Origin of the sequence: uncultured Tyzzerella sp. (assembly GCF_963558545.1) — a bacterium.
Taxonomy (GTDB): domain Bacteria; phylum Bacillota; class Clostridia; order Lachnospirales; family CAG-274; genus Tyzzerella.
The window spans coordinates 1-26,082 of record NZ_CAUWHO010000012.1 but is presented as its reverse complement, the minus strand read 5'-3'; the positions used below and the strand labels follow the sequence as shown (position 1 = coordinate 26,082).

Annotated in this window: 20 protein-coding genes; 15 read left to right on the top strand and 5 right to left on the bottom strand. The window is 28.0% G+C overall.

Annotated features, from left to right (window positions below; all coding sequences use genetic code 11):
* The first annotated feature begins 140 nt into the window (after positions 1-140).
* The 7 genes from R5Z65_RS03030 to R5Z65_RS03000 all read left to right on the top strand — a co-directional run bounded on the left by R5Z65_RS03030 (position 141) and on the right by R5Z65_RS03000 (position 11,531).
* Positions 141-3,086 (top strand): S-layer homology domain-containing protein, encoded by a 2,946-nt coding sequence (locus R5Z65_RS03030; RefSeq protein ID WP_317366990.1) that lies wholly within the window; start codon positions 141-143, stop codon positions 3,084-3,086.
* A 91-nt stretch (positions 3,087-3,177) separates the two neighbouring features.
* The gene (locus R5Z65_RS03025) at positions 3,178-4,686 is read left to right on the top strand and encodes an S-layer homology domain-containing protein (RefSeq protein WP_317366989.1); all 1,509 of its coding nucleotides are present in this window, start codon (positions 3,178-3,180) and stop codon (positions 4,684-4,686) included.
* A 221-nt stretch (positions 4,687-4,907) separates the two neighbouring features.
* Complete coding sequence (locus R5Z65_RS03020; protein WP_317366988.1) at positions 4,908-6,521, top strand: CTP synthase; 1,614 nt, start codon at positions 4,908-4,910, stop codon at positions 6,519-6,521.
* Positions 6,522-6,563: 42 nt separating this feature from the next.
* The gene (locus R5Z65_RS03015) at positions 6,564-7,958 is read left to right on the top strand and encodes a glycine--tRNA ligase (RefSeq protein ID WP_317366986.1); all 1,395 of its coding nucleotides are present in this window, start codon (positions 6,564-6,566) and stop codon (positions 7,956-7,958) included.
* Positions 7,959-8,044: 86 nt separating this feature from the next.
* Positions 8,045-8,965 carry an aldo/keto reductase gene (locus R5Z65_RS03010; protein ID WP_317366985.1) on the top strand — a complete coding sequence of 307 codons (921 nt, stop codon included), beginning with the start codon at positions 8,045-8,047 and terminating at the stop codon, positions 8,963-8,965.
* 142 nt (positions 8,966-9,107) lie between these two features.
* Complete coding sequence (locus tag R5Z65_RS03005) at positions 9,108-10,619, top strand: IMP dehydrogenase (RefSeq protein ID WP_317366984.1); 1,512 nt, start codon at positions 9,108-9,110, stop codon at positions 10,617-10,619.
* A gap of 135 nt (positions 10,620-10,754) precedes the next feature.
* On the top strand, positions 10,755-11,531 hold the full coding sequence (locus R5Z65_RS03000) for a formate/nitrite transporter family protein (protein WP_317366982.1): 777 nt from the start codon (positions 10,755-10,757) through the stop codon (positions 11,529-11,531).
* Positions 11,532-11,641: 110 nt separating this feature from the next.
* On the opposite strand, the gene R5Z65_RS02995 is transcribed toward R5Z65_RS03000, so the two are convergent.
* The 5 genes from R5Z65_RS02995 to R5Z65_RS02975 all read right to left on the bottom strand — a co-directional run bounded on the left by R5Z65_RS02995 (position 11,642) and on the right by R5Z65_RS02975 (position 14,634).
* Positions 11,642-12,079, bottom strand: coding sequence for a hypothetical protein (locus R5Z65_RS02995; protein WP_317366981.1), 438 nt, complete (start codon positions 12,077-12,079; stop codon positions 11,642-11,644).
* 24 nt (positions 12,080-12,103) lie between these two features.
* Complete coding sequence (locus tag R5Z65_RS02990; RefSeq protein WP_317366980.1) at positions 12,104-12,400, bottom strand: septum formation initiator family protein; 297 nt, start codon at positions 12,398-12,400, stop codon at positions 12,104-12,106.
* The gene (gene yabQ / locus R5Z65_RS02985) at positions 12,393-12,905 is read right to left on the bottom strand and encodes a spore cortex biosynthesis protein YabQ (protein ID WP_331678003.1); all 513 of its coding nucleotides are present in this window, start codon (positions 12,903-12,905) and stop codon (positions 12,393-12,395) included. The genes R5Z65_RS02990 and yabQ overlap by 8 nt, the downstream gene beginning before the upstream one ends.
* A 12-nt stretch (positions 12,906-12,917) precedes the next feature.
* Positions 12,918-13,199 (bottom strand): sporulation protein YabP, encoded by a 282-nt coding sequence (gene yabP / locus R5Z65_RS02980; RefSeq protein WP_317366979.1) that lies wholly within the window; start codon positions 13,197-13,199, stop codon positions 12,918-12,920.
* 61 nt (positions 13,200-13,260) lie between these two features.
* On the bottom strand, positions 13,261-14,634 hold the full coding sequence (locus tag R5Z65_RS02975; protein WP_331678002.1) for a [FeFe] hydrogenase, group A: 1,374 nt from the start codon (positions 14,632-14,634) through the stop codon (positions 13,261-13,263).
* Positions 14,635-14,888: 254 nt separating this feature from the next.
* Here R5Z65_RS02975 and R5Z65_RS02970 point away from each other — a divergent pair, with 254 nt between their 5' ends.
* The 8 genes from R5Z65_RS02970 (at position 14,889) to R5Z65_RS02935 (ending at position 25,823) form a co-directional block, all read left to right on the top strand.
* Positions 14,889-17,393, top strand: a complete 2,505-nt coding sequence (locus R5Z65_RS02970) for a beta-N-acetylglucosaminidase domain-containing protein (protein WP_317366978.1) — start codon at positions 14,889-14,891, stop codon at positions 17,391-17,393.
* A 295-nt stretch (positions 17,394-17,688) separates the two neighbouring features.
* A complete protein-coding gene (locus R5Z65_RS02965; RefSeq protein WP_317366977.1) occupies positions 17,689-18,138 on the top strand; it encodes a chemotaxis protein CheX in 450 nt (149 codons plus the stop codon).
* A gap of 1 nt (position 18,139) precedes the next feature.
* A complete protein-coding gene (trmL, locus tag R5Z65_RS02960) occupies positions 18,140-18,628 on the top strand; it encodes a tRNA (uridine(34)/cytosine(34)/5-carboxymethylaminomethyluridine(34)-2'-O)-methyltransferase TrmL (protein WP_317366976.1) in 489 nt (162 codons plus the stop codon).
* Between the two features lie 166 nt (positions 18,629-18,794).
* A complete protein-coding gene (secA, locus tag R5Z65_RS02955; protein ID WP_317366975.1) occupies positions 18,795-21,365 on the top strand; it encodes a preprotein translocase subunit SecA in 2,571 nt (856 codons plus the stop codon).
* A gap of 72 nt (positions 21,366-21,437) precedes the next feature.
* Positions 21,438-22,560, top strand: a protein-coding gene (prfB, locus tag R5Z65_RS02950; protein WP_317367019.1) for a peptide chain release factor 2 whose coding sequence is annotated in 2 segments (ribosomal slippage) — positions 21,438-21,512 and positions 21,514-22,560 — 1,122 coding nt in all. Because the reading frame shifts where the segments join, the coding sequence is not laid out codon by codon here.
* 11 nt (positions 22,561-22,571) lie between these two features.
* Positions 22,572-23,387 (top strand): Cof-type HAD-IIB family hydrolase, encoded by an 816-nt coding sequence (locus tag R5Z65_RS02945; RefSeq protein ID WP_317366974.1) that lies wholly within the window; start codon positions 22,572-22,574, stop codon positions 23,385-23,387.
* 52 nt (positions 23,388-23,439) lie between these two features.
* Positions 23,440-23,829: a hypothetical protein gene (locus R5Z65_RS02940; RefSeq protein WP_317366972.1), complete on the top strand. Its 390-nt coding sequence runs from the start codon at positions 23,440-23,442 to the stop codon at positions 23,827-23,829.
* A 359-nt stretch (positions 23,830-24,188) separates the two neighbouring features.
* On the top strand, positions 24,189-25,823 hold the full coding sequence (locus R5Z65_RS02935) for an extracellular solute-binding protein (RefSeq protein ID WP_317366970.1): 1,635 nt from the start codon (positions 24,189-24,191) through the stop codon (positions 25,821-25,823).
* Positions 25,824-26,082: the final 259 nt, after the last annotated feature.

Below are 26,082 nucleotides of genomic sequence, written 5' to 3'. Positions count from 1 at the left end.
ATTTGTATAAGATATTTAATTTCATATTATACATTTAGTAATAATTGGTTGTACAAAATATAATATATTTTTCTTTTTTATTATAAAAATTTATGATATAATATAAATAAAAATATTATTACAAAATATGTGAGGTTTTTATGAAAAAATTTAATTTGTTTTTTTTGATTTTTGTAATATGTTTTGTAAATACAATGAATATATTTGCAGTTACAGATGAAAATATATTTAAAGACCAAGTTTACAATTCATATGAAGGAACACCAGATGCTAAGGCCTTGATAAACAATTTAAAATTTTCAGATGTTTATAGTGGTCATTGGGCAAAAGAAGCTATAACAAAAGCAGGTGCTTTAGATATGGTTAAAGGTAGTGATAAAAAATATAGACCTAATGATAACGTATCTAACCAAGAAGCTTTAGCATTTGTTTTGAGAGTTAGTGGACTAGAAAAACAAGCACAAGAAGAAGGGCAAAACCTTAAAGACCAAGCAGCTTCACAAAATAGCCCATTGTCTATATGGTCTGTGGGGTATTTAAGTTTAGCAAGAAAAAATGGACTTATAACAGCAGATGAATATAACCAAGCTATAAGCCAAAACCAAGAAAGTTTACCAGATGGTGCTTTTAAACGTAGTGCTAATGCTACAAGAGAGCGAGTAGCTGATTGGGTTGTAAAATCTTTAAATAGTATAAGAGAGCAACCTTTAGTATCTAATAGTCAACAAAGTATTTATAATTATTCTGATTGGAAAAATACTAGTGTTGAGTATATAGATAGTATTGAAATAGCATTAGATAATGGGATATTAAAAGGTAGTAAAAATGGAAAGCTTAATCCTAAAGGTGCTTTAACTAGAGCAGAAATGGCACAAATTTTAAGTAATATGGACAGTTTATACAATGAAGCTGTAGGGCTTACTAAAAAAACAGGTACTGTTGGAGGTATAAAAGATGAACAAACTACTCAAACAGGACAAGCTAAGCTAGAAAGAAATATCTATATAAGAACAGCAGATGGTACTGTAGATACTATAAAATATATTATAGAAAATAGCTCATCTCCTCAAGCTTTAAACAAAGATGTAGTTGTTTATAACAATGGTGCAGTTACAGGTCTTTCTTCTATTAGAGAAGGAAGCCAAATAGAATATCTTGTAAATGACGCAGATAAAGTTGCTAAATTTGTAAGTGTAAAAGACAAAACATTAAATGTTACAGAGGCAAATGGAAGACTTAACAAGATAGATTTTACAAATGGCATAATACAAATAAAAGATAAAAATGATAAGGGATACAATTATTATGTAGCCGATGGTATAATTAATTCTGATGATAGTGGAAATTACATTATGATAGACGGAAAAATGATACCAGAAAAAGATTTACCTATTGGAAGTATGGTAAAATTAGAACTTAAAAATAATATTGTAACTAAAGTAACTTATGTTGGAGATGCTAATTTATATAGTGAGCTTAGAGGTATTGTAGTAGAAAATAATACAGAATATGGATATATTGTAGTTATAGATAATAATGGCAAAAAAGTTACAAAAAATTATTATACAGACCAAATAGAAGTTGAAAAGCAACCATATTATGAAAGTGGAGATGATATTGGATATTTAGACCAAATGTTTCCTAACTTTGAATATGACCCAAGGGATACAACTATTGATGAAATAGAACCAGGAAATGTAGTTTTTATAACAAGTAGTAAAGAAGACCCTACTTATATAGAGAGAATAAGTGCATCACCTAATTATATTATGAAACGTGGTAAAGTTTCTCAAATAAACGATAATATTGATATAGTAAAAATGTTAGTTCAGTTTGATGATGGACAAACTGCTTGGTATGATATACCTAGTGGTACGTATGCCTCTAAAGGTGGTAAACCTATAGACTTATCAAATATTTCAGCAGGTGATTATGTTAAGTTACTTATAAATGAGGCAATTTTATCACCAGGAGAAACAATGGAGGCTGTTAAAGAAATTTTAGTAGAAGATTCTGGGCATTTAATAGGGAGTATATTAAAGGGTAAAATAGGTAATATAGACCCTATACAAAAAACAGTATCTTTACAACATTCTTATACGCTTAGTAAATCTGGCTGGGAAAACTATCAACAAATAAGAAAACTTAGTACATCTAATAAAGATATTATGTACTATTACAATGGTAAAAGAGTTTCTAATGATTTTGTTAAATCAAAATTAAAAAGAGCAGATGGAGAGGCTTATGTTGCATTAGAAAATGGATACTCTGGTAATACTATTAGTAAAATTACATTTAGAACAGGTAGAGATGAACCTTTAAATTCAGATATTATTACATCAGTAGATGGGGTAGGTAATTTTACAACAGCAGGAAATGGTACTATATCAACAGATGAAGGTACTATTGTTAGAAAAAATGGTAAACTTGTAGACAATACCAACATTAGTGTTAATGACTATGTTATGGTTTCATTAAATGGTGATGGTAAAGCAGGTATTGTAGATATTTATGATGCACCTGTTTCAAATACTATTTCAATAGCTAGAGGTAGAGTGAAACAAATAGAGGATAATAAATGGTTTATTGTTAAATCTATAAGTCAGTTAAATGGAGATAAATGGGAATATAGTCCAGTAGAAAGAAAATTCATAATAGATGGACAAACTCTATACATTACAAAAGAGGGTATTAAAAATATTAATGAATTTATTGGATATACAGAAAAATCTAGTATAGATAAAGCATTTACTATTATCTTTGATGGTGACAGAGCTACTCATATTATAGATGCACCATATCCTACTAAGTTTGTTTCTGGTACTGTTTACCAACAAGGTGATGAAATAAAACTTAAAGACGGAAAATATATGAAAGATAATAAAACTTGGGATAACATTAGTATAAAAGACCCAACAATAAATATAAAAACTGAACCTAATACTATTGTCATTAAAAATAATAAAGTTTCATCTGTAAGTAATATACAAAAAAATGACAAATTAAAAGTTATGACAGAAACATTGCCAGATAAAATAGCAAGTGGTATGTCTATAGATGCAAGAATTATTTTTGTAGAAAATTAATTTTAAGTTACTCATTAAAAATATATAGCTATTGTAATATATCAATAGCTATATATTTTATAAAGATTATTTTATTGATGGAGGAAAAAAAATGAAAATATTAAATAGAGGAATAGCTTTTTTTATTGGCTTATCTATTTTTACTACAAGTGTTTATGCAAACCCTCTAGATTTTGGTATTTTTGGAGGTATAACAGAGGGAAGAAAATTACCAAAAACAACAGAACAACTTTTAAATACAAATAAAAATGCAAAAAATGATTTGAAATCAACTTATAAAGAGGTTATATTTTTATCGGGAGAGCCTAAAGAATATAATGGAAACATTACAGTAAGCTCTAAAGCTCCTGATTTGCAAGATAAAGGAACATATAAAGTTAGTTATAAAGTTCAAGATGGAGAAACAACACCTGAGGGTATGTCTATTGCTAGAAATGTGGACTATAATGTAAATTACAGAAAAGAAGGTAACCAGACTATAAAAGATTATGAAGTTTCTAAATGGACAGAAAATATAACAGCTGGCGGCAAAACTTATACATTAGATAATAAAGAATCTAAATCTTCTATAAGTATTATAGAAGACAAAACTCCAGGTGTAACATATTACAAAGGAGATGTTTCTCATAGGGCAGTATATAAAGACGGAGAAGATAAGGTAGTACAAGAAATAAGTGGTGTTATATACGGGTATAACAGTGCTTGGTCTTCAACAGAAACTCAAAGGCTAAATTGTACTGTAACTACTAAAGATTGGCAAATGGAGTACCAAGTAAGGCCTAGTGTTTCTGTTAATAAAACTTTAGAATATTCTAAAAATGAGCCAACAGCTATTAGTTTTGAGGGAAATTACAAAGAAGTAATGCAAAATAAAAGTGGTTTAAGTTATAATATTTATGTACTACCACAACAATCATCTGCAATACCTGTAAGTGGAAATGTTTCTATACCTAGTTTTAATACTTTTGAACAACTTATAGCACCTGATACAAGTTATTTAAAAGGACATTTTGCAGAAGAAGATATTAAAAAGATGTTTGCTATGCAAATAGTAACAGGAGAGCCTAAGTTTTATAAACCTAATCAAGCTATAACTAGAGGACAATTTACTAAAATGTTAGTAAAAGCTATTAAGCTACCAATACAAGATAATAAAAATGTTACTAATAAAAAAGCACCAGTAGATATTATATTTTCTGATGTTTTACCAGAGAGAGAAGAATATCCATATATTACAGCAGCCTATAAATCTGGGCTTGTAGTAGGGGAAACTAACGGAAGATTCTCTATAGATGACCCAATACAAAGACAAGAGGCTATTGTTATACTACTTAGGGCATTAGGCCTTGAACATTTAGGGCTAGACCCAACGCCTATTACACCTTTTGTAGATGACCAACATATAGGAAATTGGGCAAAAAGAGAAATTTATGCCGCTAATAGAATAGGTATAATATCTGGAGATACAGACGGAAAATTTAATCCTAAATTATTTATTAATAAAGCAGAGGCAGCAGCCATTATTAATAGATTAATAAACTATATGAGATATGATATGGAAGTAGACTACACAGAAAATATAGTAAACTTTGCAGATTAATGTTATATGATATAAATACACTAGTTTATATGTTGACAAGATATATTTATAGTAATATAATTAATAAGTTATTATAAATTAATTTTTTGATTATTTACACTTAAAAATATGTATTTAAATTATTTTTCTTTGTAAAAATTAATTTAAATACATATTTATAAACTTTATAGATAAATATGGTAATTACCAGTAATAAAAATTTTTAAAATAGAGGTGAAAATATGGATACAAAGTACATTTTTGTTACAGGTGGTGTAGTTTCTGGTTTAGGTAAAGGAATTACAGCAGCTTCTTTAGGTAGACTTTTAAAAGCAAGAGGGTACAAAGTTACTATACAAAAATTTGACCCATACATAAATATAGACCCTGGAACTATGAGTCCTTATCAACACGGGGAAGTTTTTGTTACAGATGATGGGGCAGAAACAGATTTAGATATAGGGCATTATGAAAGATTTATAGATGAAAATCTTACAGTTAATAATAATGTTACAACTGGTAAAATATATTGGTCTGTACTAAATAAAGAAAGAAAAGGCGAATATTTAGGAGCAACAGTTCAAGTTATACCACATATTACAAATGAAATAAAAGAAAGAATATATAGAGCAGGAAAAACAACTCAATCAGATATAGTAATAACAGAAATAGGTGGAACTGTTGGTGATATAGAAAGTGAGCCGTTTTTAGAAGCTATAAGACAAGTTTCGCACGAAGTTTCTAGAGAAAATGTACTTTATATACACGTTACATTAATACCTTATTTAGCAAAATCTGGTGAAATGAAAACAAAACCTACTCAACATTCTGTTAAACAGCTACTATCAATTGGTATACAACCAGATGTTATTGTTTGTAGAACAGAAAAAGAAATAAGTAGAGAGGCAAAAGAAAAATTAGCTTTATTTTGTAATGTAGATAAAGACTGTGTTATACAAAATATAGACTGTGACTCTTTATATCAAGTTCCACTTCTTTTAGAAGAGGAAAATCTTGCTAATATTGTTTGTAAAAAATTAGTAATAGAAAATAGAGAGCCAGATTTATTAGATTGGTGTGATGTTGTAGAAAAACAAAAAAATCTTAAACATAATGTTACTGTTGGGCTAGTTGGTAAATATGTTGAGCTACACGATGCTTATATTTCTATTGTAGAATCTTTAAATCACGCAGGTATACATACAGGCTCTAATGTAAATATTAAATGGATAAATGCAGAGGAGATAGAAAAAACTAATCCTAAGGAGTTATTATCAGATGTAGATTCTATACTTGTACCAGGTGGTTTTGGTGAACGTGGTGTAGAAGGGAAAATAATGGCGATACAGTATGCTAGAGAAAACAAAATACCATTTTTAGGTATATGTCTTGGTATGCAATGTACAGTTATTGAATTTGCAAGAAATGTGTTGGGGCTTAAAGATGCTCATACATCAGAGATAGCACCAAATACATCAGCCCCAGTAATAGATTTAATGCCAGAGCAAAAAGACATAGATGCACTTGGTGGAACAATGCGTCTTGGTGCTTATCCTTGTAAACTATCAAAAGACACATTATCTTTTGAGGCTTATAAAGATGAGCTTATTTATGAAAGACATAGACATAGATACGAATTTAACAATGAGTATAGAAACGATATGATAGAAAAAGGGCTTGTTATAGCAGGTGTTTCTCCAGATGAAAAACTAGTAGAAATAGTAGAGCTTAAAAAAGAAATACACCCTTGGTTTGTTGGGGCACAGTTCCATCCAGAATTAAAATCTAGACCTAATAGACCACATCCACTATTTAGAGATTTTGTACAAGCTACAATAGATAATAAAAATAAATAATTTGCATATATTTACAATATTTTAAACTTTGGAGGAAGATATATGGAAAAAAATATGGAAAAAATAGTTGCTCTTGCTAAATCGAGAGGTTTTGTATACCCAGGTTCAGAAATATATGGTGGACTTGCTAATACTTGGGATTATGGACCTTTAGGTGTTGAGCTTAAAAATAATGTTAAAAAAGCTTGGTGGAGAAAATTTATACAAGAAAATCAGTATAATGTGGGTGTAGATTGTGCTATACTTATGAACCCTCAAGTTTGGGTAGCATCTGGACACGTTGGAGGCTTTAGCGACCCATTAATGGATTGTAAAGAGTGCCACGAAAGATTTAGAGCAGACAAAATAATAGAAGATTATATGGAGCAAAATAATATTAGTGGAAATCCAGATGGTATGAGCCACCAACAAATGAAAGATTTTATAGAACAATACAACATAGGTTGTCCTACTTGTAATGCACACAACTTTACTGATATTAGAGAGTTTAACCTTATGTTTAAAACTCACGCAGGTGTTACAGAAGATAGCAAAAATGTAGTTTATCTTAGACCAGAAACAGCACAAGGTATATTTGTAAATTTTAAAAATGTTCAAAGAACTACTCGTAAAAAAATACCTTTTGGTATTGGACAGGTAGGTAAATCTTTTAGAAATGAAATCACTCCAGGTAATTTTACATTTAGGACAAGAGAGTTTGAACAAATGGAGCTTGAATTTTTCTGTAAGCCAGGAACAGAAATGGAATGGTTTAATTACTGGAAAGAATATTGTATGAACTGGTTACAATCTCTTAATATTAATGAAGAAAATGTATGGTTTAGGGACCACGATGAAGAGGAACTTTCTCATTATAGTAACGCTACAACAGATATAGAATATAAATTTCCATTTGGTAAAGGTGAGCTTTGGGGCATAGCATCTAGAACAGATTTTGACCTTAAACAACATAGCCAACATTCTGGAGATGTATTAGAATATTTTGACCCTACAACTAATGAAAAATATGTGCCTTATTGTATAGAGCCTTCTTTAGGAGCAGACAGAGTTACACTTGCATTTTTATGTGAGGCTTATGATGAAGAAGAGCTAAAAGATGATAAAGGTAATGTAGATGTTAGAACTGTTTTACGTTTTCACCCAGCTATTGCACCTATAAAAGTTGCTATATTGCCGTTATCTAAAAAGCTAAATGATGATGCTACAAAAATTTATCATATGTTAAGCAAACATTTTAATTGTGAATATGATGATGCTGGTAGCATTGGTAAAAGATATAGAAGACAAGATGAAATAGGTACACCTTTTTGTGTTACTTATGATTTTGAAAGTGTAGAAGATGGTTGTGTAACTATTCGTCATAGAGATAGTATGCAACAAGAACGTATAAAAATAGATGAATTACTAGAATATGTAAACAAAAAATTAGAATTTTAATAATTTTAGTTAATTGTAAATAAACAATAAAGGTATGGTTATCCATACCTTTTAAAAAATATAAAAATTATTTGGAAAGGGATATTATGAAAAAGTTTAATTTAGGTAGTAGTAACATAAGCTCATCTGCTATATCTTTAGGTTGTATGAGAATAAATAATTTAGAAGAAAACAAGGCACAAAAATTAATTGAAAAAGCTTGTGATTTAGGCATAAATTTTTTTGACCACGCAGATATATATGGTAGAGGCGAATGTGAAGAAATATTTGGAAGAATATTAAAAAAATCAAATATAAAAAGAGATAGTATAATTATTCAATCTAAATGTGGTATTGTTCCAGGTAAAATGTTTGACTTTTCTAAAGAGCATATACTAAAATCTGTTGATGGTATTTTAAAAAGATTAGGTACAGAATATTTAGACGTATTATTATTACATAGACCAGATACACTTATGGAGCCAGAGGAAGTAAGCGAAGCTTTTAACACTTTATATAAAGAAGGTAAAGTAAAAGCCTTTGGTGTTTCTAACCAAAATCCTATGCAAATGGAGCTTTTAAAAAAATATTTAAAACAAGATATAGTAGCAAATCAATTACAATTTAGCATACCACACTCTAGTATGATAAGCACAGGGTTAGAAGTTAATATGGCAACAGATGGTGCAATAAATAGAGATGGTAGTGTTTTAGATTATTGTAGGCTTAATAATATTACTATACAGGCTTGGTCACCTTTTCAGTATGGATTTTTTGAAGGTGTATTTTTAGATAGTGAGAAATATAAAGAGCTTAATCAAGTAATAGATGTTTTAGCTAAAAAATATGGTGTAACTAATATGGCAATAGCAACGTCTTGGATATTAAGACACCCTGCTAATATGCAAGTTATAGTAGGTACTACTAACATAGAAAGATTAGAGGCTATGTGTAAAGGCGTAGAAATAACTTTAACAAGGGAAGAATGGTATAAATTATATATGTCTGCTGGGCATATTTTACCTTAGAAATTATAGAATGTAAAAAACATACAAAAAAATAAAATAAAAGTAACAAAAATATATTATTTTCATAAAATTAAAAAAATATATTGCCTTTTTTAAAAAAAGCTAGTATAATTTTAAAAAATATTTTTAAGGAGAGAGAAAAATGGCTTTTTATTATGATGAACCTTCAAGAACTTTTAGTGAATATTTATTAGTACCTGGTTACTCTTCAACAGAATGTATACCAGATAACGCAAGTTTAAAAACACCAGTTGTAAAGTATAAAAAAGGTAAAGAAGAACCAAGCTTAACAATGAATATACCGTTAGTATCTGCTATTATGCAAGCCGTATCTGATGATAAAATGGGTATAGCTCTTGCTAGAGAGGGTGGTATATCCTTTATATATGGTTCTCAAACGGTTAAAAACCAAGCAGATATGGTAAGACGTGTAAAATCTCATAAAGCTGGTTTTGTACCAAGCTCATCTAATATTAAACCAGATGATACATTAGAGGATATATTAAAACTTAAAGAAAAAACAGGACATTCTACAGTTGCTGTAACAGATGATGGAACAGCTACAGGAAAACTTTTAGGGATTGTAACAAGCAGAGATTATAGGGTTAGTCGTTTAGAAAAAACAACAAAAGTTAAAGAGTTTATGACACCTATTGAAAATATGATTTATGCAGATGAATCTACTACTCTTAAAGAGGCTAATGATATTATATGGGATAAAAAAATAAATGCTTTACCTATTGTTAGCAAAGAGCAAAGATTAGTGGCTTTTGTATTTAGAAGAGATTATGACTCGCATAAAGAAAATCCATTAGAGCTTTTAGATAATAATAAAAGCTATATAGTAGGGGCTGGTATAAATACTAGAGATTATGAAGAAAGAGTTCCAGCTTTAGTAGAAGCAGGTGTAGACGTTTTATGTATAGACTCATCAGAGGGATTTAGTGAATGGCAAAGAATTACTATTAATTGGATTAGAGAAAAATATGGCGATAGCGTTAAAGTTGGAGCAGGTAACGTTGTAGATAGAGAAGGATTTAGATTTTTAGCAGAAGCAGGTGCTGATTTTATTAAAATTGGTATTGGTGGTGGTTCTATATGTATTACTAGAGAGCAAAAGGGTATTGGTAGAGGACAAGCTACATCTGTTATAGAGGTTGCTAAAGCTAGAGATGAATACTTTAAAGAAACAGGTATATATATTCCTATTTGCTCTGATGGTGGTATAGTACAAGACTATCATATAACTTTAGCACTTGCTATGGGCTGTGATTTTTGTATGTTAGGTAGATATTTCTCAAGATTTGAAGAAAGCCCAACAAACAAAGTTATAGTTAATGGTAATTATATGAAAGAATACTGGGGGGAAGGTTCTGCTCGTGCTAGAAACTGGCAAAGATATGATATGGGTGGAGATAGCAAACTTTCTTTTGAAGAAGGGGTAGACTCTTATGTGCCTTATGCAGGTAAACTTAAAGATAACTTAGCTTTAACTCTTAGTAAAGTAAAACATACTATGTGTAACTGTGGGGCATTATCCATAGAGGAGCTTCAGAAAAAAGCAAAAATAACATTAGTTTCATCTACAAGTATTATTGAGGGTGGAGCTCACGATGTTGTATTAAAAGATAAAAATGCAACACCAGTACAATAATAAAAATAATAAAACTATATATCCATATGGGTATATAGTTTTTTGTTTAAATTTATAGGTATATATTGAATGTAACAACAAAATATGATAAAATTATATACATATAAAAATTTATTTTAAGAAAGGAATAATTTTATGTTTAATGAAGAGATAGAAGAGGTTTCAAAATCGGCATATAAAAAGGTATTTTTATTAAAAAATAATTTAATGGGATATTTTTTTGCTGCTATTATAGCAGGTGTTTATGTATCATTAGGTGTTACGTTTGCTTTTAGCGTAGGGGCTATGATTCACGATTTTTCAGCATATAAGCTTATTTTAGGGATATGTTTTGGTGTTGCATTAAGTTTATGTGCAATGGCAGGTGCAGAGCTTTTTACAGGTAATAACTTTGTTGTAGCAGTTGGTATTAATAGAAAAACGGTAACTTTTGCAGACAGTGTAAAATTATTGGTTATGTGCTACTTAGGTAATTTAGTTGGTTCTTTATTAGTAGTTTTATTATTCTTTTTAGGAGGCTTTTTAAAAGCTGGTAACATACCAGAATTTTTTATAGAAACTGCAAATTCTAAAATAAACCTTACACCAGTAGAAATAATAACTAGAGCTATTATGTGTAACATACTTGTTTCTGCTGCTACTTGGTGTGGATATAGGTGTAAATCGGAAAGTGGTAAACTTATAATGATTTTTTGGTGTATATTAGCATTTATAACATCTAGCTTTGAGCATAGTATTGCTAATATGAGTTTATTAGTTATAGGTTTAATAAGTCCAAATTCTGATATAAGTATAAGTGGTATTTTATACAATATACCTTTAGCTACTATTGGTAATATATTAGGTGGAGCAATATTTCTTGCAGTACCATACCTAATTATAGCTAAAAAAGGTAAAAATGAACAAAAATAAAATATAAGTTTATTTAACTTAAAATAATATAAAAATAAAATATAAGTTTATTTAACTTAAAATAATATAAAAATAAAATGGTTTAAGCTTTTACTTAAACCATTTTATTTTTATATGTATACATCTATAAATTGGCCTCTTCTATCTTCGTCATCTAGATGTTTAGTTTTTGTTACAGTTACCGTTTCTCCACCAGATACATAGGAAGTACCACATTCTGGGCAAACAGAAGTTTTTATAGTAACGCTTTGAGATATAATTTCTTTATTTTCTCTTAATGCTTTAGCACGTTCGTGATTAACGTGTTCTTGCTCGTGTCTACGTACAGATTGACTAGCAGCACTAGGAGATAATTTTGTTGCATTTTTAAATGAAACACTGGAATCATTTGATTCGTCTTTATATTTTCTATTTTCACAAGTATCACAATTTTCCTTTTGGCCATTTAAATTTTTATTATCAATATCGTTAATACCTAAGTTTTTTTTGTAATTAGTGTTTAAATAGTTGTTGTTAAGTATATTAGAGTTATAATCATTTGTTATCATAAAATCACCTTATATTAAAATATATTAATTTTTATCGTAAAAAATAATTTCGTTGTTTTTTACCATTCCCAATTTATCACGAGCAATTTTTTCTATATACTCGTTACTATTTTTATATTCTGTTTGATTTTTCAACTCTTCATTAGTTTTATTAGCTATCTCTATTTCTTTTTTTATTTGTTCAATTTTTTTATTATATTTTATTAAAGTATCATATTTATAAAAAAGGTATGAAGAAAAAATAAAAACAATAGAAATCATAGTAATAAAATAAAGTTTATTAATTTTAAGATGCTTTTTTTTCTTTTCTAAATTATTCATCTTGTATTTTATCCCCTTTTAAAATCAAGATTTTTAGTGCAATAATCTTATTATATATTTTTACACAAAACTTAGATTTTTGCAATAGTTTTTTTACTATATTAAATATAAATTTTAAAGGTGCATATAATATATTAAAAACAATTAAAAATGGCATAGATATAGCTTTAAATACAAATAGCAATATCTTTAAAATAATATTTATAATTTTTGTAGACATATTTAAAAAAATTGGACTTATTAAAAGGTTATATAAAAGCATACTTGTAAAAATACCTATTATAAAAAACATTCTAATTTCACCATTATTTTGATAAAGTGATATTAAAAATACAATAATAGATGTAAATATCCAATATATAGTATCTTCTATATTTATAATAATATTATTATGTACAATATATTTTCTAAAAATTTTAAGAAAATCATAAAAAAAACCTAACATTAGACCTATAAATAGTGATATTAAAAACATTTTTAGTTGATAAGAAATAGATAAAATCAAGTATAATCACCATTATTTAAATATTTTACTTAATATACTACCACCTGGCTTGCCATAAGAAGATTTATCTTCATAAACTAGGCTATATATTTCGCCAGTTATTTCCAAATCACCACTATCTAAATTTAGTTTATTAATATGAAAGTTAAGTCCTTTTAATATTAAGATACCAAGCTCTGTTTCAGAAACTATAATTTCTTCATCAAATGAAATTACATCTATAACACCCGTAATTTTTATGTTTGTCCTATCTAATATGCTTATATTATGTTTATTTCTTTTTTCTTCAGACATTAATACCCTCCCACATATATTTTATATAACAATATATGAAGAGGGTATGAAAATATTACTATTAATTTCCTAAATCTTTACTTCTGTCTGTAAAAGACGTATGTAAAAGTTCTTCTGCTAAATGGCTTAAAGGTTTGTCGTAAAATTCTTTATAAAGTTCTTTAATTTCTTCGTTTTCGTAGCTAGACCTAATTTTTAATTGATTATCTCTATTATAAAGACTTTCTATACGTTTTTTAAGAGCAGCATCTCTTTTAGGAATTTTCTTTTTAGGTTGTCCACCACCGCCTATACAACCACCAGGACAAGCCATAACTTCAACAAAATGATATGTTTTTTCACCAGATTTGATTTTATCTATAAGTTTTGTAGCATTAGCAGTACCATAAACTACGGCTAGGTTAATATCTTCGCCATTAATATTTACAGTAGCTTCTTTAATTTCTTCTAAATCTCTAACACTTTTTAATTCGTATAAATTTTCTGGTACAGGTTCATTAGTTAAGTAGTTATAAGCAGTTCTTATAGCTGCTTGCATAACACCACCTGTGTTACCAAATATAACACCAGCACCAGATGCTTCCCCCATAAATTTATCAAACTTGCTATCTTCTAAAGAGGCGAAATCTATGCCTTTTTCTTTAGCCCATATACCAAGCTCTCTTGTTGTAATAATATAGTCGTTATCCATCATACCTTCTATATTATTGTATTTAGCAGAGGCATTCATTTCTTCACGTCTAATTTCATATTTTTTAGCAGAGCAAGGTGTTATAGTAACATTTACTATTTTAGATGGGTCTATATTCATTTTTTTAGCAAAATAAGTTTTTATTGTTGCACCTTGCATACCAATAGGGCTTTTAGCAGAGGATAAATTAGGGATAAAATCTGGATGATAAGTTTCTGCATATTTTACCCAAGAAGGACAACAGCTAGTAAATTGAGGCATAATAGCATTTTTATTTTTTAACCTTTCTACAAGCTCTGCTGCCTCTTCTACTATTGTTATATCTGCACCAAAGTTTACATCTAAAACGTAGTCAAAGCCTAGCTTTCTTAAAAGAGAAATCATTTTTCCTTCAACAAATTCTCCTTCTTCCATTTCAAACAGCTCACCAAGGGCAACTCTAACAGCAGGAGCAGTACTAACAATAACAATTTTATCTTCATCATTAATAAGATTTTCCACTTCGTTATATTCGTATTTTTCAGTTATACTGTCAACAGGACATATATTAGCACATTGTCCACAGTGAACGCATATAGCAATATCATTTGTTTTTTCTAAATCAAAGTTATCGTATACACCAATAAAATCTCTACATATTTTAGTACAAAGTTTACATTTTATACATTTATCTTCATAAAGAACAATGGAAGGGTTATCATCTTCAATAGGAACCCTAAAATCTATTAAATTATGCTTACTCATAAAAACCTCCTATATAATAATAAAAACTAAATAATAATTTAATAATATTATACCAATAAATATAACTTTAGTCAACAAATTAACAAAGTGTAGATATTTTATAAAACACTTTTAAAATGTAGCATATTTTACTATATAAAATTATCATAAATATATAAAAGAATTTAATATTATTGACAACTATTTATTAAAATGATATATTTAAAACAAATATTATATTTATTATATGTGTAAATTTAGAAAGGGATAATAATATGATTAGTGAACAAAATTTAATGTACGAAATTTACCCAATACCACAAAGTATAAAATATAAAAATGAACAAATTAATTTTAATAAAAATATTAATATTGTTAAAAATTGTATTGTTAATAAATATACTTTAAATAGTATGGAAGAATATTTAAAAGAAAATAATATTATATATAAAATTTCAGATAGTTTAGAAGATGAAAGCTTAAATATAATTTTAAGTTTAAAAGATATGAACAAAAAAGAAGGTTATATTTTAGATATAAATGAAAATATATCCATAGATGCTAACGACTTATCAGGTTTATTTTATGGGTTAATAACTTTAATAAAAATATTAAAACAAAGTGATAAATTTATAGAAAAATGTATAATAGAAGATTATCCTAACATTATGTATAGAGGTTATATTGAAGGATTTTATGGTTATCCTTGGAGCCATAACGACAGAATATCCCTTATGAAATTTGGTGGAGAACATAAATTTAACACATACATATATGCTCCAAAAGATGACCCATACCACAGAAAAAATTGGAGAGATTTATACCCAGAGGATAAGGCAGATGAGATAAAACAATTAGCAGAGCAAGGGCATATTAATAATGTAAACTTTGTTTGGACAATACATCCAGGAGATACAATAGATTTATTATCAGAGGAAGACTTTAAATCTACAATAAAAAAATTAGAGCAACTTTATAGTCTTGGAGTAAGACAATTTGGAGTGTTATTTGATGATATTGGTGGTATTCCAGATGGTAAAAAACAGGCAGATTATATAAATCGTGTTGATACAGAATTTGTAAAGCCTAAAAAAGATGTACAACCTTTAATTACAGTTGGTACAAGATATTGTGAGGCTTGGGGGCCTAGTATGGAAGGTTATTTTAAAGATTTTGTAGAAACATTGCATAAAGATGTGGAAATTATGTGGACAGGTGCTGCTACAATGTCTAACATTTCTTATGAGCAATTAGATGCACCAAAAAGAAAAATAAATAATAGTAGCAAAGACTTAGCAGTATGGTGGAACTATCCAGTAAATGACTATTGTGATAGCAAAGTTCTTATGGGAAAACTTGAAAATTTAAAACCAGATTTAACAAATGCTACAGGGTTTTTCTCAAATCCAATGGTACAAGCAGAAGCATCTAAACAAGCTTTATTTTGTATAGCTGACCATAACTGGAATACTAAAGCTTTTGATTGTGATAAAAGTTATTCTGCATCATTTAGAGCTATTGCACCAGAAGTTAGTAAAGAATTAGAAGTTTTTGCATCAAATATATGCTATTTAAAAGAAGATGGTGGAGATAGTGGTGTATTTTTATTTGATGAATCTTGGTATTTAAAAGACGATATAAAAAATTTACAAAATGCTATTGATAAAGATGAAAATATTGATAAATATTTAGATGTAGTTTTAAAACATTTTATAAACATTAATACTTCTACTAAAATAGTTAAAGAAAAATGTTTAAATAAAAAATTAATAAAAGAGTTATCTCCATTTTTAGATGCATTAATTCTTTTAACAGAAGCAGGAGAAAAATCTTTATTAGCACTTAAAAATTTAAAAAACAATGATATTGATAGTGTAGAAAAAAATAACTATGTAGCAATAGAAAACATACAAAAAATGCAACAATGTGAAGTTGATGTACTAAAAGAAGGTAATCCTAGAATGTTTGTTGTAGATGTTGGTACTTTAGTGTTAAAGCCTTTTGTTCAAAACTTAATAAATACAGTAAATATTAAAGCTGGTATAGAAAGTAAACCTATGGAGCTTAATTATGATATGAAAAATATTGCTCTAAAATCTTTAGGGGTAACAGCAACATCTTCTACAGGGAAAGATAACGAAGAACAAGTAGAAAATCTTATAAAAGGTAAGATAGCAGGTGGTAAATGGTGCTCTCTTGAATATAGGCCAGCAGTTATTATAGATTTAAAAGAAATTAAAAACTTAAAACAATATAGAATAATAAACTGTGGACACCCAGATGCTGGAGAAAACCCAATGTGGAACACTAAAAGAGCTCAAATATTAGCAAGTATAGATGGGGAAAACTTTAATATTGTAGACGAGTTTGAAAATAAAGAACATATAGTTAATAGAATGTTTTTTGATGAAGTAGAAGCAAGATATATTAAGCTACAAATATTAGAGCCAGCTCAAATAAGTATAAATGGTGGTGGACATACAAGAATATACGCATTTGAATTATTTGAAGATGCTTATCCTTATCAATCAGATAAAATTTTACCATCAGATATTAAGTTAAATGGTAGTGTGTTACAAATAAAAAATATTAAAAAGGGTGATATTATAAAAATTTATGAAAATTTAGATGATAAACAACCTTTAAAAGAAACTAAAGAGGCACAGGAAAACTTAGAAAGCATCATTATAGAAGATTTTAGTATTAATAAAAATAGAATTTTCTTAGAAAGAGTATCTAAAAATTATTTACCTAGTATACGTACATCAAAAGCTTTATAAAGATTAATACATTTTATTACTATTAAAAAATTATTTATTAAATACGTATATAAAAATATTACTTTAAGATTTTAATTTTATGATACAAAAAGAAGAAAAATAAAAACTAAATTTAAATAAAGTAAATGAAAGCTAGATATGTTATATTAGTATTATTGCATATTTAGCTTTTCTTCACTTTATTTAAAAACTAATGTAAATACAAAAAAAATCTTGAAAAAATAATAAATTCATAGTAAAATAATATATATATAAAGTTAAAATGTATTTATATTTAAGGAGAGAATGTATTGTAATGAATGTAGAAGTTATAAACCCTTTTATACAGGGGACAAAACAGGTTTTAGCATCTGTTTGTAATGTAGAGAGTAAAATGGGTAAAGTTTATATAAAAAACAAGCCATTTGATGATAAAATAAATATAACTATAGGAATTATTGGAGATATAAAAGGTAAAGTAAATTATTCATTTGATTTGAATGTTGCATTATTTATAGCATCTAAGATGATGTTTATGGAAGTAGCAACTTTAGATGATATATCTAAAAGTGCTATTTGTGAGTTGTCTAATATGATATCTGGAGCAATTGCTACAGTTTTTTCAAATAATGGTAAGTTTGTAGATATTACACCACCAGTTTTACAAGAAAATTTTAATAGTTGTGATGTGGAAAAATTTATATCAATTCCTTTAGAGCTTGAAGCAAATAAAATATTTGAAATTAACGTATGGATAGAGGGTTAAAATGAACATAGTACTATTAGAACCAGAGATACCAGCTAATACTGGAAATATAGGTAGGACCTGTGTTGCAACAGGTACAAAGCTACACCTTATAAAACCACTGGGATTTTTAGTTGATGATAAATCTTTAAAACGTTCTGGACTTGATTATTGGGATAAGCTAGACGTTTCTTATTACGAAAATTTTCAAGACTTTTTACAAAAAAATAATTATCCAAAAATATTTATGGGCAGTACAAAAGCCCAAAAAACTTATGCCGATGTTTCTTATGATGAAAATGATTTTATTATGTTTGGGAAAGAATCTAAAGGAATACCAGAAGAAATTTTGATAGATTATAAAGAAACTTGTATAAGAATACCTATGTTGTCAGAATATAGGTCCTTAAATTTGTCTAATGCTGTGTCCATAGTTTTATATGAGGCTCTTAGACAAAATAATTTTGCTGGTTTGTTAAAAGAGGGTCAGTTACATAGAAATCATTGGTAATTATTATATAAAAATATGTAAAATAGTAATATAAATAGCATTTGTTGTAAATAATAAAATATATTGTCATATATTTTGTTAAAAAAATTAAATTTTTATTGCAAAACTTAGGGGTTTTCTGTTAAACTATATTGAGATACTTAAAATAAATTAAAGAGGTGTTAAAGTGTTTGGTCTTATAGAAAAAATATTTGGAAATTATAGTGAAAAAGAATTAAAAAGAATTATGCCTATTGTAGATAAAATAGAAAGTCTTGATGATGAAATGACAAAATTATCTGATGAACAATTAAAGGCTAAAACACAAGAGTTTAAAGATAGATATAATAATGGTGAAAGTTTAGATAGTATATTACCAGAGGCTTTTGCAGTTGTTAGAGAAGCTGGTAAAAGGGTTCTTGGTATGAAACACTTTAGAGTACAACTTATAGGTGGTATAATATTACATCAAGGACGTATAGCAGAAATGAGAACAGGTGAGGGTAAAACATTAGTTTCTACAGCGCCTGCTTATCTTAATGCTATATCTGGAAAAGGTGTACACGTTGTTACAGTAAATGACTACCTTGCAAAACGTGATGCAGAGTGGATGGGTAAAATACACGAATTTTTAGGCCTTAGCGTTGGTGTTATTCTTAGTAATATGGAAAAGTCACAAAGACAAGAGGCTTATGCTTGTGATATAACATATGCTACAAATAACGAACTAGGTTTTGATTATTTAAGAGATAATATGGCAGTATATGAAAAAGACCTTGTTCAAAGAGGGCTTAACTATGCTATTATAGACGAGGTAGACTCTGTTCTTATAGATGAGGCAAGAACTCCTCTTATTATTTCTGGTAGCAGTGGAAAATCTACTCATTTATACCAAGTTGCAAACTCTTTTGTTAAAACTCTTAAAAAGGGTAAAATATTAAATGAAGAAGAAGCTTTAAATCCTTTAACTAGAGAGGAAATAAAAGAAGAAGGGGATTTTGTTATAGATGAAAAATCTAAAACAGCTACTTTAACTCAAGAAGGTGTTGAAAAAGCTGAAAGATTTTTTAATGTAGAAAACTTAGCAGACCCTGATAATCTAGAACTACAACATCATATTAACAATGCCCTTAAAGCACACTATACAATGTTTTTAGATAAAGACTACGTTGTACAAGATGACGAAATAGTTATTGTAGACGAATTTACAGGACGTTTAATGGACGGTAGAAGATATTCTGATGGACTTCATCAAGCTATAGAAGCTAAAGAAAATGTTACAGTAAAAAAAGAAAGCAAAACTTTGGCCACTGTTACATTCCAAAATTTCTTTAATAAGTATGAGAAAAAATCTGGTATGACTGGTACTGCTCAAACAGAAGAAAGCGAATTTAGGGAAATTTATGGTATGGACGTTGTTATTATACCTACAAATAGACCAGTACAAAGAATAGACCACCCAGATGTTGTATACAAAACTGAAAAAGGTAAATTAAATGCCATAGTAGAAGATGTTAAAAAATCTTATGAAATAGGACAACCTGTTTTAGTTGGTACAGTTACAATAGAAAAATCTGAGGAAATAAGTAAACTTCTTAAAAAAGAAGGAATAAAACATCAAGTTTTAAATGCTAAATACCACGAAAAAGAGGCAGAAATAGTTGAACTTGCAGGACAAAAAGGTGCAGTTACAATAGCTACTAATATGGCTGGACGTGGTACAGATATTAAGCTTGAAGAAGGTGTAGAAGATTTAGGTGGGCTTAAGATAATAGGCACAGAAAGACACGAATCTAGACGTATAGATAATCAGCTTAGAGGACGTGCTGGGCGTCAAGGAGATAAGGGAGAATCTAGATTTTATATAGCCTTAGAAGATGACCTTATGCGTTTATTTGGTGGAGATAATCTTATCAAAACTTTTGAAAAAATGAATATATCCGAATACGAAGCTATAGAAAGTAAAATACTTACAAAAAGTATAGAAAATGCTCAAAGAAAAGTAGAAGGAAATAACTTCTCTATACGTAAGCATCTTTTAGAATATGACCGTGTTATGAACGAACAAAGGGAAACTATATACGGAGAAAGATATAAAGTTTTAACTGGGGAAGATATACACGAAAAGATATACCCTATGATAAAAAATGTTATACAAGGACAAGTTGATTTATTTATAGGTGATGATGAATATCCAGAACAATGGAATCTTATTGGACTTAATGAAGCTTTAGCACCTTTTTATTTAAATCATATATATTTAGAAGGTGATGATAAGGACAAGCTTACAAAAGAAAAACTTGTTGAGCGTATATATGAAAAAGCTAAAGATTTTTATGACCAAAAGGAAAAAGAAATAGGTGCAGAAGCCCTTAGAGAACTTGAAAGAGTAATATTACTTAGAGTTGTTGACCAAAAATGGATGGACCATTTAGACAATATGGAACAAATGAGACAAGGTATAAGCCTTAGAGCTTATGGTCAAAGGGACCCTATTTTAGAATATAAAAATTTAAGTTATGATATGTTTGAAGAAATGAATTATAATATTTTATTTGATACAATAAAAGGATTATTTAATTTAAGAGTTGAAACACACCTAGAAAGAGAAGTTGTTGCTACACCTATATCTACTAATAAAGATGAAAGCTTAGGAAAACAACCTAAAAAACGTAATGAGCCTAAAGTGGGACGTAATGACGAATGCCCTTGTGGTAGTGGTAAAAAATATAAACAATGTTGTGGTTTAAATAAGTAATTTTTATGGTATCTATATTTATTTATAGATACCATTTTTATAAAAAATTTATACTAAGGAAGTGATAAAATGTTGTTTGAGCTTGAACAAATATATAATACTATTCAACCATACCAACAAAATTTAAATGAAATGAGGGAATCTCTTTGACATTGCTAATAAAATGTTAAAGATTGAAGAATTAGAAGAAATATCTGCAGACCCAGACTTTTGGAACGATTTGGAAAATGCCCAAAAAATATCCCAACAAATAAAAATTTTAAAGACAAATGTTGAAAAATACCAAAGGTTAGTATCTAATTATGAAGATTTAAAAACTCTTATAGAAATAGGTAATGAAGAAAACGATGAAAGTCTAATACCTGAAGTTAAAGATTTAAAAGAAGTATTTTTAAATGATTATGAAACGCTTAGAATATCTACTCTTTTAAAAGGCGAATATGATAAAAATAACGCAATCTTAACTCTTCACTCTGGAGCAGGTGGTACAGAGGCTTGTGATTGGGTAAGTATGCTTTATAGAATGTATACAAGATGGATAGAAAAAGAAGGGTTTACCTATGAGGAGCTAGATTTTTTATCAGGTGATGAAGCAGGGATAAAATCTGTTACAATACAAGTTAATGGAGAAAATGCCTATGGATATTTAAAAAGTGAAAAAGGTATACACAGGCTAGTTAGAATATCTCCTTTTGATTCTTCTGGTAGAAGACATACATCTTTTGCGTCTTGTGATATTATGCCAGAAATAAGCGATGAAATAGACTTTGAGATAAACCAAGATGACCTTAGGATAGATACTTACCGTTCTAGTGGAGCAGGAGGACAACACGTAAATAAAACATCTTCTGCTATAAGAATTACACATATACCAACAAATACAGTTGTACAATGTCAAAGTGAACGTTCACAATTTCAAAATAAAGATACAGCTATGAAAATGCTTAAATCTAAGCTTTATAAATTGGAACTTGAAAAACAACAAGAAAAGCTTACAGATATTAGAGGAGAAGTAAAAGATATTAGCTGGGGTAGCCAAATACGTTCATATGTTTTTCACCCATACAATATGGTAAAAGACCATAGAACAAATGAAGAAACAGGAAATACACAGGCTGTTATGGATGGGGATATAGATAGATTTATAAATAGTTATCTTTTAGAAATAAATTCTATAAATAAAAATTTTGATTAGGGGATTTTATTATGAGTTATAAAATAATAATTTTAGATTTAGACGATACGTTATTATTAAATAATGGTAAAATATCTGAAGGGAACAAAAAAGCATTAAAATTAGTACAAGAAAGAGGTATAAAAGTAGTTTTAGCATCTGGTAGACCTACATTTGCTATGAGAAATATAGCAGATGAGCTAGAACTAAATAAATACGGTGGATATATAATTTCTTACAATGGTTCTAGAATTGTAGATTGTAAAACAAATGAAGTTATATACGAAGTAGATTTAACTAAAAAACAAGTGGAAGAATTATATAGACTAGCTTTAAAATATGAAACTTTTATACATACATATAATGGAGATGAAATATTAACTTGTCACGATAATCCTTATACTTACATTGAAAGTGAAATAACAGGAATGAAGATTAGTATGTGTGAAAATTTTGTAGAATCATTACCAGATAAATGTGTAAAGGTTATAATGTTACAAGCACCTAATCATTTAAAAGAAGTAGAGGAAATGTTAAAGCCACAAATAAAAGATAAGATGACTATGAATATTACAAAACCATTCTTTTTAGAATTTATGAATAAAGAAACAGATAAAAGTAAAAGTATAATAAGGCTTTGTGAAAAATTAAATATTAATATAGAAGATACTATAGCTATAGGAGATAGCTATAACGATATATCTATGGTAAAAATAGCAGGGCTTGGTGTTGCTATGGGAAATGGTGTGGAAGAAATAAAAAATGTGGCAAATTATATTACAGATACTAATGAAAATGATGGTGTTGCAAAGGTTATAGATAAGTATATATTAAATGATAATATATAATACTAATACTATAATATAGTAATACTTTATTATTAAATTGAGGAGGATAAAAATGAATTTAAAAAGTTGTTCTAAATGTAAAAAACTATTTTCTTCAGTTGGGGGTAGTTTAATATGTAGAGAGTGTATAAAATTAGAAGAAGAGGAGTTTCAAAGGGTTAGAGTTTATTTAAGAGAAAATAGAGGTGCAGATATAAACATAGTTTCAGATGAAACAGGTGTACCAACTAAAAAGATACTTAAATATTTAAGAGAAGGACGATTAGAGATTAGCGAAGGTATGGCAGATATTTTAAAATGTGAAAAATGTGGTGTATCTATAAAAAGTGGAAAATATTGCCGTAATTGTTCTGAAAAAGTATCTAAAGATTTATCTAGCATTTTAATACAAAAAGAAGAAAGTAATAATAGTGGAGCTAAAATGCACATAAGAAGAAATTAGTATAAAAAGAAAGTATATTTAAATTTTAAATATACTTTTTTTGATTATAGTTAAGTTATAAAGGGTTATATTTAATAATATATCTTAAATATAAAATAAATAATATCTAAAATGTCAATAAAAATAACTATATAAAAATGAAAGCATACAACTTGTACAATAAAAAAATTAAAAAATCATTTTAATATGTATAAAAAATAACAAAAAAATGGTAAAAAAATATATATAATGTGCATATTGATAAAATATATAGTGAATGGTATTATATAATTAATAAAAAATATTTTTATACTACTTTTATACAATATTTATAATTTATTAAATATTATATAATATTGATTTTAAAGGAGGGGCTTATTATGAAAAATAAATTGATTAGAAATATTTCAATTTTATTGTCTACGTTATTAATAACACAAACTTTATTAACAGGATGCGGTAATAAAAATAATAGTGCTAAAGTATCATCTAATATTGAAGATTTAAAAGTAGATGAAAATGGAAAGATTAATGGGCTAATGTATGAAAAAGGGTTACCTTTAGTAGATAAGGGCGATTATGAATTTTCTATTTTTGTAGATAATTCTACACCTTTAGAAGGTCAGTTTATGTGGCAACTCTTAGAGAATCAAACAAATGTAAAAGTAAATGTACAACAAAATGACTATGCAATAGCATCAGAAAAATATGGGCTAGCATTAAGTTCTGGAGATTATGCCGATGTTATTGCAGGTTGGCTTATATCTGGAAATGATATTTTAAAGTATGGCGTTGATATGGGGGTATTTATACCACTTGAAGAATATATAGAAAAATATGCACCTAATATCCAAAAAGTATTAGATATACCTGGTGTTAGAGAAGAAATGACAGCACCAGATGGACATATTTATTCTATTCCTTATGTAGATAAAGCACCAAAAGTTCATTTTAATCCATTTATTAATCAGAAATGGTTAGATAACTTAGGATTAAAAATGCCTACAACAACAGAAGAATTTAGAGAAGTTTTAAGAGAATTTAAAGCAAAAGATGCTAATGGAAATGGTAACCTAAATGATGAAATACCATTTTCTGCAGACCCTAACCATAGAAATTTAGGTCGACTTGCTGGTTGGTTTGGAATACCAATGACTAGTGGAGGTTTTTCACTTGATGAAGAAGGTAAGTTAAAATTTGTGGCTAATACAGAAGAATATAAAAAATTTGTAGAATATATGGCAAGTTTAAATGCAGAAGGGTTAATTGACCCTGAATATTTTACACAAGATAGACCTACTTGGAGAGGTAAAGGGGATAAAAATTTATATGGTGTGTCTGTTGCATATTGGAGCGAAGACTTTAAAAAAGTACCTTTAGGTGAAGTTCCAGATTATAAACCATTACCAGTTTTAAAAGGACCAAATGTTGATAATCCTTCTTGGATACCAGAAAGTGATAGTATAATTGTAAGAAGAAGTCAAATGGTAATAACAGATAAGGCTAAAAATCCAGAGGTTATTATTAGATGGTTTGATAATTTGTATGAAGTGGATAATTCATTCCAGTCTAAATATGGGCCTTTTGGTATAACTACTGAAAAAATAGGTGAAAATCACTATAAATTATATGATAGAGCAAAACTAGACCCAGAAGAAAACGAAAAATACAGTTTTGATAATATATTCTGTCAAGCATTACCAAGAAATATCCCTATAGATATAATACAAGAAGAAGAAAATCCTAAATTATACGATGAGAAAAAAGACACAGATGAATTATATGAGCCATATCTTTTACCTAAAATGAAAAGTTATTGGGTAACAGAAGAATATGCAGCTAAATTAGCAGAATATTCTAAGGCAATTTCAGACCATATAAGCAAAAAAACAGCTGAGTGGGTTAGTGGCCAAGCAGACATAAATAAAGAGTGGGATAGTTACTGCAAACAGTTAGAAAAATTAGGGCTAAAAGAATATATTAGAATTAATAAAGAGCTAGTAGGTGAAAATTAGAATTTAAATTACTGGACTTAAACTTACTATATTATGTGATAAAATAGGTTTATTTTTAAAAATATTGACAAAAATATATCTTAGTTGGAATATATAATTTTTATATAACACTAAGATATATTTTTTCGTATAGTAGAATTATATTTAGATTATTTTATTGTTTTATATTAAAAAATAAATAATTTATTTTTGTCTAGATAATGCAGATGGAATTACTTATATAAAGGTAATAATTATATCAACTAGAATAAATTTTAAT